Here is an 11804-nt window from a genome sequence, read left to right as displayed (position 1 = left end):
AGCATGACGGATGGCATTGGTAATTTTTGATTTGGACGACACGCTGATCCACGGTGACTGCGCCACCTTGTGGAGCGAGCAGATGGGCCGCCTCGGCTGGGTCGACCCGGAGTCGTTCATGCGCAAGAACAACGAACTGATGGACGCCTACAGCCGGGGCGAGCTGGCCATGGAAGACTTCATGGACTTCAGCCTGGAGCCGATGATTGGCCGCACGCCGGAGGAAATCGAGCATCTGGTCGAACCGTGGGTCGAAGATGTGATCGAGCCGCTGATCTACAGCGACGCCACCAAAACCATCGCCCGCCACCGGGCGAACGGCGACCGAGTCCTGGTGATCTCCGCATCGGGCACCCACCTGGTCACGCCCATTGCGGCGCGTATCGGTATCGATGAGGTGCTCGGGATCGATCTGGACGTCGGCCATGGCGCGTACAGCGGCCGTACCGTCGGTGTGCTGACCTACCGCGAAGGCAAGATCACGCGTTTGCTGGATTGGTTGGAACGGGAAGGAGAAACCCTGGAAGGGGCGTACTTTTATTCGGATTCGCGCAATGATCTGCCGTTGCTGCTGAAAGTCGATCACCCGCAGGTGGTGAACCCGGATCGGGTGCTGCGCGAGCACGCCGAGAAGGCCGGCTGGCCGATCCACCACTGGGTCTGATTCGACCGAGATCCAAATGTGGGAGGGGCGGTGCGACGATTCGACTTGCTCCCGATGGCGGTGTGCCAGATGAAGAATTCTTCACTGACCCACCGCCATCGGGAGCGAGCCTCCACCCACCTTGACCCTATTTCAATCCCGGATCAGGTCAGGCTTTCGTCAATCACCAACACCAACTTCCCGGCAATCTGGTTGGTCGCCAACTCGGCAAACGCCGCCTCGGCATCCTTGATCGGAAACGTCTTGGCCAACTGCGGGCTCAAGCGCCCTTCGGCGAACAGCGGCCACACCTGCTGGCTCAAATCACTGAACAGGTCAGCCTTGAACTGATCATCACGGCTGCGCAGGGTCGAGCCCAACAACTGAATACGCTTGCCCAGCACCTGTGCCAGGTCCAGCTGCGCCTCGCGGCCCCCCATCAGGCCGATCAACACCCAGCGCCCGTCCAGGGCCAGCAGCTTGAGGTCCAACGCCGCGTAGCTGCCGCCGATCGGGTCGAGGATCACATCGAACGGCCCGAAATCGCGCAACCCTTCGATACCATCGGTGCGCACCACACCGCCCTGGGCCCCGAGGTCTTCACAGTAGGCCAGGCGCTGCGCCGAACCGACGCTGACCCAGCACGGGCTGCCAAACGCCTTGCACAGCTGGATCGCCGCCGAACCCACGCCGCTGGCGCCCGCGTGCAGCAACACTTTTTCACCGGGCTTGAGCCCTGCCAGCTGGAACAGATTGAGCCACGCCGTGCTGTACACCTCAGGCAACGCCGCCGCTTCGGCCAGCGACAGGCCTTCCGGCACGGGCAGTACATGGCGAGCATCCACCACCACTTCTTCCGCCATGCCGCCACCGGCCAGCAGCGCGCAGACCCGGTCGCCCACTTGCCAGGACGAGCCGGCCCCGACTTCGCTGATCACCCCGGAACACTCCAGGCCCAGCACATGGCTGACGCCCGGCGGCGGCGGATAGAGCCCCGCCCGCTGCAATAAATCGGCGCGATTGAGCCCCGCAGCCGCCACGCGAATGCGAACTTGGCCTACATCGCACGTAGGACTTGGCGCCTCAACCCACTCCACATGACCTTCAACGCCTTGCAATGCTTTCACAGTGCCTCCATAGTGAGTCTGGACTGAGCCCGTAGCTGTAGCGTCGGGCTTTTTGCATTATGCGACCGGCCCATATGGAACCGGCGACTTCAAAGACGGCCTAATATGCGTTATCAATTGCCCCCGCGTCGAATCAGCATGAAGCATTTGTTCCCCAGCACCGCCCTCGCTCTTTTCATTGGTCTCGGCCTCTCGTCGATGTCGACCAATACGTTCGCAGCCAATAGCTGGGACAATCTTCAGCCTGATCGCGATGAGGTGATTGCCAGCCTTAACGTCGTCGAGTTGCTCAAGCGCCATCACTACAGCAAGCCGCCGCTGGACGACGCGCGCTCGGTGATCATCTATGACAGCTACCTCAAGCTGCTGGATCCGTCGCGCAGCTACTTCCTGGCCAGCGATATCGCTGAGTTCGACAAGTGGAAGACCCAGTTCGACGACTTCCTCAAGAGCGGCGACCTGCAACCCGGCTTCACCATCTACAAGCGCTACCTGGACCGCGTCAAAGCGCGTCTGGACTTCGCCTTGGCGGAGCTGAACAAAGGCGTCGACAAGCTCGACTTCACCGAGAAGGAATCCCTTCTGGTGGATCGCAAGGACGCCCCTTGGCTGACCAGTACTGCCGCGCTCGACGACCTGTGGCGCAAACGCGTCAAGGACGAAGTGCTGCGCCTGAAGATCGCCGGCAAAGACCCCAAGGCCATCCAGGAACTGTTGACCAAGCGCTACAAGAACCAGTTGGCGCGCCTGGACCAGACCCGTGCCGAAGATATCTTCCAGGCCTACATCAATACCTTTGCGATGTCCTACGACCCGCACACCAATTATCTGTCGCCAGATAACGCGGAAAACTTCGATATCAATATGAGTCTGTCGCTGGAAGGCATCGGTGCCGTCCTGCAAAGCGACAATGACCAGGTCAAGATCGTGCGCCTGGTGCCGGCGGGTCCGGCAGACAAGACCAAGCAAGTGGCTCCGGCCGACAAGATCATCGGTGTGGCCCAGGCCGACAAAGAGATGGTCGATGTGGTCGGCTGGCGCCTGGACGAAGTGGTCAAGCTGATCCGTGGGCCGAAAGGCAGCGTGGTGCGCCTGGAAGTGATTCCACACACCAATGCGCCGAACGACCAGACCAGCAAGATCGTGTCCATCACCCGCGAAGCGGTGAAGCTCGAAGACCAGGCCGTGCAGAAGAAAGTCCTCAACCTCAAGCAGGATGGCAAGGACTACAAGCTGGGCGTGATTGAAATCCCGGCCTTCTACCTGGACTTTAAGGCCTTCCGTGCCGGCGACCCGGACTACAAGTCCACCACCCGCGACGTGAAGAAAATCCTTACCGAGCTGCAGAAGGAAAAAGTCGACGGCGTGGTCATCGACCTGCGCAACAACGGCGGCGGTTCCCTGCAGGAAGCCACCGAGCTGACCAGCCTGTTTATCGACAAGGGCCCGACCGTGTTGGTACGCAATGCTGACGGCCGTGTCGACGTGCTCGAAGACGAGAACCCGGGCGCCTTCTACAAAGGCCCGATGGCGTTGCTGGTCAACCGCCTCTCGGCCTCGGCTTCGGAGATTTTCGCTGGCGCCATGCAGGACTATCACCGCGCGTTGATCATCGGCGGCCAGACCTTCGGTAAAGGCACCGTGCAGACCATCCAGCCGCTCAACCATGGCGAGCTGAAACTGACCCTGGCCAAGTTCTACCGGGTTTCCGGGCAGAGCACCCAGCATCAGGGCGTACTGCCGGACATCGACTTCCCATCGATCATCGACACCAAGGAAATCGGCGAGAGCGCACTGCCTGAGGCCATGCCGTGGGACACCATCCGTCCCGCGATCAAGCCCGCGTCAGACCCGTTCAAACCGTTCCTGGCGCAGTTGAAGGCCGACCATGACATCCGCTCCGCCAAGGATGCCGAGTTCGTGTTTATCCGCGACAAACTGGCTTTGGCCAAGAAGTTGATGGAAGAGAAAACCGTCAGCCTCAACGAAGTGGATCGCCGCAAGCAGCACAGCGACATCGAGAATCAGCAACTGGTACTGGAAAACGTCCGCCGCAAGGCCAAGGGCGAAGAGCCACTCAAGGAGCTGAAGAAAGAAGATGAAGATGCGCTGCCGACCGAGGCGGATAAAACCAAGCCGGAAGACGACGCCTACCTGGCCGAGACAGGCCGGATCCTGCTGGACTACCTGAAAGTCAGCAAGCAGGTGGCCAAGCAGTAAATGATGGCGATTTAATGTGATCGCTCAGCAGAGTGTCATCATATAGACATCATTCTGTCGTGAAATGAAGGACCGTAGGCTTAATGCCTGCGGTCCTTTTTTTTCGATCGAGATCGCCATGACCATGACCGAACAGCTGAATGCATTGGGCTCTATCCTGGCTCAAGGCAGTTTGCACAGCCTGTTCCAACCGATCATCTGCCTGTCAGAACGGCGCATCCTCGGCTACGAAGCCCTCAGTCGTGGCCCGTCCAACAGCCCGCTGCACTCCCCTGTCGCCTTGTTCGCCGTGGCCAGCCACGCAGGGCGCCTCAGTGAACTGGAAATGGCCTGCCGCGAGAGCGCCTGCCGCCGCTTCAGCGACCAGAAGCTGCCGGGCAAGCTGTTTCTCAATATCTCGCCGGAATCCCTGATGGAAACGGCGCACCAACCAGGACGCACCCTGCAACTGCTGCGCGACTTCGGCATTCCACCGAGCCAGGTGGTGATCGAACTCACCGAGCAGACACCCACCGACGATTTCGACGTGCTGCAAACCGCCCTGCATCATTACCGTGACATGGGCTTCGCCATCGCCCTTGATGACCTGGGCGCCGGGTATTCCAGCCTGCGGCTGTGGTCGGAGTTACGCCCGGATTACGTGAAAATCGACCGGCACTTCATCGACGGTATTCATCAGGACGCGCTCAAACGTGAGTTTGTCGGCTCCATCCTGCAAATCGCCCGGGCCTCTCGCGCCCAGGTGATCGCCGAGGGCATCGAACTGCCCGAGGAACTGGCGGTGCTGACAGAGATGGGGGTCGACCTGGTCCAGGGGTACCTGCTTTGCCGCCCGCAGGAACACCCGCCGCAGGAAGCACGCCTGATGCTGCCCAAGCCCGACAACGCCAATATTGCCCTCAGCGAGGAAGCCAGCGACCTCAGCGCGCTGCTCAACGAACAACCGGCGGTGGATCAGGACACCGCCACTGCCCAAGTGCTGGAATCTTTCCGGCGCCAGGCCAACCTCAATTCGCTGGCGGTGCTGGATGGGCGTGGCCATCCGGTCGGTATCGTGCATCGGCATTCGTTGTCCGATGCGCTGCTCAAGCCGTTTGCCACCGACCTTTTCGCGCGCAAGCCGATCAGCCGCCTGATGAGCACTGATTTTCTGGCGGTGGAACTGAGCCAATCCTTGCAGCAAGTCAGCCGGCTGCTCACCAGCCGCGCCCGGCAACGCATCGAAGAGGATTTCATCATCACGCTCAACGGCGACTACCTGGGCCTGGGCCGGGTGATCGACGTGCTCAAGCTGATCACCGAACTGAAAATCCAGCAAGCGCGCTACGCCAACCCGCTGACCCTGTTGCCGGGCAATGTGCCGATCCAGCAGTGCCTGACGCGGCTGTTGCAACAGCAACGGGAGTCGGTGATTTGCTATGTGGATATCGACAGCTTCAAGCCGTTCAACGATATCTACGGCTACGGGCGTGGGGATGAGGTGTTGTTGTGCCTGGCGCAATGCCTGAACGACCGGGTCGACCCCAGCCGCGACTTCGTCGGACATATCGGTGGCGATGACTTTTTGCTGGTGCTGGGGCCGCAGGATTGGCGCAAGCGGCTCAACCAACTGCTGGACGACTTTCACACCCAATGCCGACGTTTCTACCGCGCCGAGCACCTGGATGCAGGCTGCTTCGTGGCCCTGAACCGCCAAGGTATACGCCAGGAGTTTGCGTTGCTGTCGCTGTCCATCGGTGTGGTGCATTTATATCCACAGGCCTGTGGACAACTCGATGCCAGCCAGTTGGCCGAACTGGCATCCCAGGCCAAACACCACGCCAAGGATGTGGCCGGCTACAGCATCCATGTGATCGACAGCCTGGATTTACTGCCACAGGCGCTTTAGGCCTCGGCGGACTCCGGGTACTCGTATTCGAATACGCGCACCACTTCCGAGGCGTGCCAGGAGGCGGCGGCCACCCCATCGGATGGCCCGCTGAAACGCCCCAGGCGCTCCACGCACTCAAAGAAGCCGGTGCGCGGCAGGCGGCTGGCGCCCTGGCTGATCACCAGGGAGCTGCGTAACGGCTGCTCTGCCTTGGCGTCCAGCGCAGCCAGGTGTTCCAGCGCGGCGGCCAGGGTTTGCATGGCCGGCGTGGGAAATTGCAGGCGCTCCAGCAGTGCGCGGTAGGTCAGCAGATGGCGCTGGCGGCGCGCCTGGTCCAGTTCATTCAATAACCCATCCCAGTGTTGACGGCTGATACGTAAGCTCAAGACTCGTCCCTCCAACCTGCAACGCCCAGTTCCCAGGCCAGGCTGCGGCGGATCGCGGCATCCGGCTGGCGTTCACCACTTTCGATCAATCCAAGATACGAGGGGCTGATACCCACGGTACGCGCCAGGGTCTCGATGGCCAGGCCCTTGGCTTCGCGCAAGCCGCGCAGGTCAGCGAGCGGGCGCAGGTCCTGGGCGACAGCGGCTTGGGCAGTAGAAGGCGAAGGTGACGTAGGCTGTTGCTGACCGGCAGCTTTTAGCAGCGCCTGGTACTGATCCCATGGCAACACCGCATATTCGGGTTCGCCATTCCGTGAAATTATCTGAATATCCATGACCGCCCCGTAGGATAACAACACTTACTAAGTAAGCACTTTCCTTAAGCACCTTCTTAAGAGTGTAATCCTAACAGCCACAAAGGTCGCAGGGGGATAGCACTGTCGTCAGTTTTTTTGCGGGTTTTCATTGGCCAGCAAGGCCGGTGTCGCAGGCAGCCGCTCGACCACGGCGAGCTTTTCCGGGCGCTGCGCCTCACGCCAGGCACGAAAGGCGCTGAGTTCGCCTTCCAGGGTCTTCATGACCCATGCCAGCACCGCAATGTCGTCGAGCATGCCGAACATGGGGATAAAGTCCGGGATCGCATCAACCGGGCTGAGGAAGTACATCAGCCCCGCCACCACCGAAACCAGCGCCTTGGGACTGATCGCACGGTACTCGCCGCGCCAGTAGGCCAGGCACAGGGACTGGAGCAGCTTGAGGTCATCCTTGAGTTTGCCCAAGCGGTTCCCCTGGCTTGAGCCCTTGGCGGCAACGGCGAACAGCAGGGTCGGCAACCGTCCACGGCCGAGCAGGCGAGCGGCCATGGGCAGGAAGCGGGTGAAATTGAAGGGTGGTTTCATTCGTCACTCCAGTTCCAGGCAACAGAAAAGGTTATCCACACAAATTGTGGATAACCTTGTGAACAGAGCCCGTTTTCCTGGCTGAAAGCCACGGTTTACAAGGCTTGCAGTCAGATCGGGCGTTTTTTGCGCACATGAAAAAAACCCAAGAATTCATTGACTTGGCGCTTGCGTGCGGATAGCCGTACTCGAACCTTATATCAGACTGTTTCACGTTGCGGACGTTCGTTTGGATTGACGGAGCCGTGAATGGGGGAACCGCAGAAACGACAACGCCCCGTCGAGACGGGGCGTTGGGTGTTCAGGCGCCGATTACTTCTTGGCGGCTGGTGCGTCAGGGGCTTCAGCCTTGGCCGGGTCCTTGATGCCCAGCAGCTCCAGGTCGAATACCAGCACGGAGTTGGCTGGAATCGCAGGGCTCGGGCTCTGGGCGCCGTAAGCCAGGTCGGACGGGATGTACAACTCAACCTTCTCGCCAACGTGCATCAGTTGCAGGCCTTCGACCCAACCAGGGATCACGCCGCTGACCGGCAGGTCAATCGGGCTACCGCGATCCACGGAGCTGTCAAAGGTCGTGCCGTTGGTGAGTTTGCCGGTGTAGTGAACGGTCACCACGTCGGTAGGCTTAGGCTGAGGGCCATCGGCCTTCTTCACGATCTTGTACTGCAGACCGGAAGCGGTAGTGACGACGCCGTCTTTCTTGGCATTGTCTTCGAGGAATTTCTTGCCGGCGGCTGCCGACTCTTCGCTCATCTTGGCCATGCGTTCTTCAGCACGCTTCTGCAGTGCGGCAAACGCTTCAACCAGTTCGTCGTCTTTCAGCTTCTGTTCTTTCTTGCCAACGGCATCTTCGATGCCTTGGGCTACCGCTTTGGAGTCCAGGTCATCCATGCCTTCTTGGGCAAGGCTCTTGCCCATGTTCAGGCCGATGCCGTAGGAAGCTTTCTGCGCCGGGGTTTTCAGCTCTACGCTGGTCTGCGAATCACAACCCGCAAGTACCAGGCTAACCAGGGCCACCGCCGCCGCCAACCGATGCTGTTTCATGCTATTTCCTTGTTCATGCGCCAAAAGGGCATTTGAATAAAGTCGCGAGCTTATCAGGCGGCCACGACCAATGGCTACCGGCATGTGAGCAGGAAACTTCTGATAAGTTCACGTGTTTAAAAGCATTTTCATTCATGATGGGCCCCCGCGATGGATCGTGGGTCCGCCTACTACCAGCCTCATGGCCACTTGCCGCACTTGTGGCGTAGTGGCATAACAACGCAACCCCTCGACAAGGCCGAGACAAGGATAGCCATCTTGCGCATTTTTTCCCGTGTTTTACTGCTGATATTCGCCATTTTTGCCCTATTGCTGGCCGTGGTGATCTATTACACCGTCAATCCCAAGTTGCCGGACTACGTCCCCGTGAAGCAGGTGCACTACCAGGATCAATGGAGTGCCGCCGACCGCCAGACCTATTACTTCACGCCCCAGGGCACCCAGGTCAAGGGCCTGCACTACGACTGGTTCACTGCGCTGGAGTTGCCGTTTTCCGATCAGCGCTTTGCCACGCCCGAGTACCTGGCGCGCTTCGGTTTCCTGGTGGATCCCAAGCAAGTGCCCACCGCGCAGAACCCCGGCAACCTGCCCGTGGGTTTCGCCCGACACAAGAACGCCGACGACCCCAGCGAATACCTGGATATCACCTGTGCCGCCTGCCACACCGGCGAGCTTCACTTCAACGGCCAGGCCCTGCGTATCGACGGGGGTTCCGCGCAGCACGTGCTGCCCTCCAGCGTGCCCACCTTGCGCGGCGGCAGTTTCGGCCAGGCCCTGGTGGCCAGCCTCGCGGCAACGTATTACAACCCGTGGAAATTCGAGCGTTTCGCCCGCCACGTGCTGGGTCACGATTACGACGATCACAACAAGGAGCAACTGCGCCAGGACTTCAAACAGTCGCTGAACCGGTTCCTCAAAGTCGCCTGGAATGACACCCATCGCGGCCTCTACCCCACCGAAGAAGGCCCGGGACGCACCGACGCCTTTGGCCGCATCGCCAACGCCAGCTTCGGCGACGCCATTTCTCCGGATAATTACCGCGTCGCCAACGCACCTGTGGACTACCCGCAACTGTGGGATATCTGGACCTTCGACTGGGTGCAATGGAACGGTTCAGCCCAGCAACCCATGGCCCGCAATATCGGCGAAGCCCTCGGCGTGGGCGCGACCCTGACGTTCTTCGACGGTGCCGGCCAGCCGCTCCAGGGCGATGCGCGCTACCCGTCCAGCGTGCGCGTGCGCGACCTGAACCTGATCGAAGAAACCCTGCAACGCCTCAAGCCCCCCACCTGGCCGGAAGATCTGTTCGGCGCCATCGACAAGCCCCTCGCGGCCCAAGGCCGCGCGCTGTTCACCGAGAACTGCGCCGGCTGCCATGTGCCGGCCGTCACCCAGGAACAGGGCCGCCCGGTGCAGCACCTGAAGATGCTCCCGGTGGACTACATCGGGACCGACCCGGGCACCGCCAGCAACATTGCCGACCAGCGCTATGACCTCAGCGCCCTACAATGGGACCCTGCGGAACTGGCCAAGCTCAATGTCGAACTGCACCCCACGCCCACCGAACAACTGGATCTGAAAAAAATCTCGGTGGCCAAGGGCCTGGCCTACGTCACCGCCTTCGTTGAGGACCACGCCTACCGCGCTGCCGGTGTGACCCCGGCCGAGCGGCCGCGCCTGGACGGTTACGGCCTGCCTATCGGCGTGCGCGAGTTGCGCGCCTACAAGGCGCGGCCATTGGCCGGCGTATGGGCCACCCCACCGTTCCTGCATAACGGCTCCGTGCCGACGATCTACCAATTGCTCTCGCCTCAGGACGAACGCAGTACCACCTTCTATAAAGGCACCTTCAACTACGACCCGCGTCACCTGGGCTTTGAGACCGCAGCCTTCAAGAATGCCTTCCTGTTCGATACCAAAATCACCGGCAACCACAACAGCGGCCACGAATTCCGTGCCGGCCAACGTGGCAATGGCGTCATCGGCCGTGGCTTGTTGCCGCAGGAACGCTGGGCGCTGCTGGAATACCTGAAAGTGCTGGGCGGCCCGCTGGAGCAACAACTGCCATGATGATCCGATCTCGATACGACCAACCTTCCCTGCTTGCCCGCCTGTGGCTGCGCATCGGCGCGTTTCTCGGCAAGACCCTGCTGTGGCTGGTGGGCCTGGGCCTGCTCGGCTGGCTGGCGAGCACGGCGTGGTTTGCCTGGCAGCACAGCGGCCCGGTGTCGCCGGATGAGCAGATCCCGCCCGGTGAAGCGGCGATGACCCAAGGCATTATCCAGACCGCTGTGCGCATCGTTGACCAGCACCGCGAAGGCACGCGTTACCTGCGCGATGCCCATGCCAAGGCCCATGGTTGCGTGAAGGCCGAAGTCAGCGTGCCCGCCGACCTCGATCCGGCATTGCGCCAGGGCGTCTTCGCTGAGCCGGGCAAGACCTGGCAGGCGATGATGCGCCTGTCCAACGGCAACGCCTACCCGCAGTTCGACAGCATCCGCGATGCGCGCGGCATGGCGCTCAAACTGCTCGATGTGCCAGGTAAGCAGCTGCTGGCGGACCAGCAGGCGCGGGCCGAACAGGACTTCGTGATGTTCAGCCACCCGAACTTCTTTGTCAGCGATGTGGCTGAATACGCGCAGAACATCGGCGCCCAGGCCGACGGCAAGAAGGTCCTGGCGTTCTTCCCCAAGGCCGACCCACGCAGTTGGCAAGTGCGCCACCTGTTTATCGCCCTGGCGACCCTGGCCCCCGCGCCGGCCAGCCCAACGCAGACCACCTACTTTTCGGTTTCGCCCTATAAGTTCGGTGCGGCCAACGCCAAGTTCCGTGTCGCGCCCGACCCGCAGAGCTGCCCGGAATACGTGCTGCCGAAACAGAACCAGGACCTGCCGAATTTCCTGCGCAGTGCCTTGAACCAGCAGTTGTCCACCGATCGCGTACCGGCGTGTTTCGTGCTGCAGATCCAGCGGCAGAACCCGCAGAAGTACATGCCGATCGAAGACACCAGCATCGAATGGAAGGAAAGCGATGCGCCCTATGAAACCGTGGCGAAGGTGAAGATCCCGCCACAGGATTTCGATACACCCGCGCTTAACCTGGCGTGCGACAACCAGTCGTTCAACCCGTGGTTTGGGGTAGAGGCGCACCGGCCCATCGGGGGGATCAATCGCTTGCGTAAAGCAGTGTATGAGGCGGTGAGTGATTATCGGCACAGCCGCAACTTGTAAGGTTGGGGGGCTGGACTCCGTCAAGTGGTGGGAGCACGCCCCTCAAAAATAACTTATTGATTATTAAGAATTGAAACCTCCCCATTAAACGACCGGGTTGTTGTGGCGAGCGGGCTTGCCCTAATGCCGTTCAGTTAAGCGTACATCGCCTTCTGTAGGAGCGAGCTTGCTCGCGAAAAACGTCAACGATAACGCGTGTTTCCTGAATGAACGCGGCGCCTGTAAGTTCTTCGCGAGCAAGCTCGCTCCTACAAAAAAAGCCTTAACTGAACGGCATTAGGGCAAGCCCGCTCGCCACAGGGGTAGGGGAGCCTCCCGCATTTAGATTGCATTAGATCAGGCAGAGGCTGTGCTGTTCTGCTTTTCGTAAAGAGTTCGTATAGTT

At 60.7% G+C, this 11804-nt stretch carries 10 protein-coding genes; 5 read left to right on the top strand and 5 right to left on the bottom strand.

Annotated elements, in window-relative coordinates:
• Nucleotides 1-10 precede the first annotated feature (10 nt).
• Nucleotides 11-664: an HAD family hydrolase gene (locus tag AB7933_RS11625; RefSeq protein WP_024074385.1), complete on the top strand. Its 654-nt coding sequence runs from the start codon at nucleotides 11-13 to the stop codon at nucleotides 662-664.
• A 143-nt stretch (nucleotides 665-807) separates the two neighbouring features.
• Here AB7933_RS11625 and AB7933_RS11620 read toward each other — a convergent pair whose 3' ends face one another.
• Nucleotides 808-1770, bottom strand: coding sequence for a zinc-binding dehydrogenase (locus AB7933_RS11620; RefSeq protein WP_024074384.1), 963 nt, complete (start codon nucleotides 1768-1770; stop codon nucleotides 808-810).
• Between the two features lie 138 nt (nucleotides 1771-1908).
• On the opposite strand from AB7933_RS11620, the gene AB7933_RS11615 reads away from it, so the two are divergent.
• Together AB7933_RS11615 and AB7933_RS11610 are read left to right on the top strand one after the other, a co-directional pair.
• On the top strand, nucleotides 1909-3990 hold the full coding sequence (locus tag AB7933_RS11615) for a carboxy terminal-processing peptidase (RefSeq protein ID WP_172831342.1): 2082 nt from the start codon (nucleotides 1909-1911) through the stop codon (nucleotides 3988-3990).
• 118 nt (nucleotides 3991-4108) lie between these two features.
• Nucleotides 4109-5878 (top strand): bifunctional diguanylate cyclase/phosphodiesterase, encoded by a 1770-nt coding sequence (locus AB7933_RS11610; protein WP_024074382.1) that lies wholly within the window; start codon nucleotides 4109-4111, stop codon nucleotides 5876-5878.
• On the opposite strand, the gene AB7933_RS11605 is transcribed toward AB7933_RS11610, so the two are convergent.
• From AB7933_RS11605 to AB7933_RS11590, 4 genes are all read right to left on the bottom strand, one after another.
• Nucleotides 5875-6246, bottom strand: coding sequence for a hypothetical protein (locus tag AB7933_RS11605; protein ID WP_005786715.1), 372 nt, complete (start codon nucleotides 6244-6246; stop codon nucleotides 5875-5877). The two genes, AB7933_RS11610 and AB7933_RS11605, sit on opposite strands and share 4 nt — an antisense overlap.
• On the bottom strand, nucleotides 6243-6581 hold the full coding sequence (locus AB7933_RS11600; RefSeq protein ID WP_024074381.1) for a helix-turn-helix domain-containing protein: 339 nt from the start codon (nucleotides 6579-6581) through the stop codon (nucleotides 6243-6245). Before AB7933_RS11600 ends, AB7933_RS11605 begins: the two co-directional genes overlap by 4 nt.
• Nucleotides 6582-6689: 108 nt before the next feature.
• Nucleotides 6690-7145: a YkvA family protein gene (locus tag AB7933_RS11595; protein ID WP_024074380.1), complete on the bottom strand. Its 456-nt coding sequence runs from the start codon at nucleotides 7143-7145 to the stop codon at nucleotides 6690-6692.
• Between the two features lie 312 nt (nucleotides 7146-7457).
• Complete coding sequence (locus AB7933_RS11590; protein ID WP_024074379.1) at nucleotides 7458-8189, bottom strand: FKBP-type peptidyl-prolyl cis-trans isomerase; 732 nt, start codon at nucleotides 8187-8189, stop codon at nucleotides 7458-7460.
• Between the two features lie 258 nt (nucleotides 8190-8447).
• On the opposite strand from AB7933_RS11590, the gene AB7933_RS11585 reads away from it, so the two are divergent.
• Entirely contained in the window at nucleotides 8448-10259 is a 1812-nt protein-coding gene (locus AB7933_RS11585; protein ID WP_024074378.1) for a di-heme-cytochrome C peroxidase, read from the top strand.
• Nucleotides 10256-11419 (top strand): catalase family protein, encoded by a 1164-nt coding sequence (locus AB7933_RS11580; protein WP_024074377.1) that lies wholly within the window; start codon nucleotides 10256-10258, stop codon nucleotides 11417-11419. The genes AB7933_RS11585 and AB7933_RS11580 overlap by 4 nt, the downstream gene beginning before the upstream one ends.
• Nucleotides 11420-11804 lie beyond the last annotated feature (385 nt).

Origin of the sequence: Pseudomonas gorinensis, assembly GCF_042015035.1 — a bacterium.
Lineage (GTDB): Bacteria > Pseudomonadota > Gammaproteobacteria > Pseudomonadales > Pseudomonadaceae > Aquipseudomonas > Aquipseudomonas gorinensis.
This window is presented reverse-complemented; position numbering and strand designations above follow the sequence as displayed.

Excerpts from the sequence above, each read along its gene's own strand:
- AB7933_RS11625 (WP_024074385.1), top strand. The coding sequence starts at position 11 with ATGGCATTGGTAATTTTTGATTTGGACGACACGCTGATCCACGGTGAC.
- AB7933_RS11615 (WP_172831342.1), top strand. The coding sequence starts at position 1,909 with ATGAAGCATTTGTTCCCCAGCACCGCCCTCGCTCTTTTCATTGGTCTC.
- AB7933_RS11610 (WP_024074382.1), top strand. The coding sequence starts at position 4,109 with ATGACCATGACCGAACAGCTGAATGCATTGGGCTCTATCCTGGCTCAA.
- AB7933_RS11600 (WP_024074381.1), bottom strand. The coding sequence starts at position 6,581 with ATGGATATTCAGATAATTTCACGGAATGGCGAACCCGAATATGCGGTG.
- AB7933_RS11595 (WP_024074380.1), bottom strand. The coding sequence starts at position 7,145 with ATGAAACCACCCTTCAATTTCACCCGCTTCCTGCCCATGGCCGCTCGC.
- AB7933_RS11590 (WP_024074379.1), bottom strand. The coding sequence starts at position 8,189 with ATGAAACAGCATCGGTTGGCGGCGGCGGTGGCCCTGGTTAGCCTGGTA.
- AB7933_RS11580 (WP_024074377.1), top strand. The coding sequence starts at position 10,256 with ATGATGATCCGATCTCGATACGACCAACCTTCCCTGCTTGCCCGCCTG.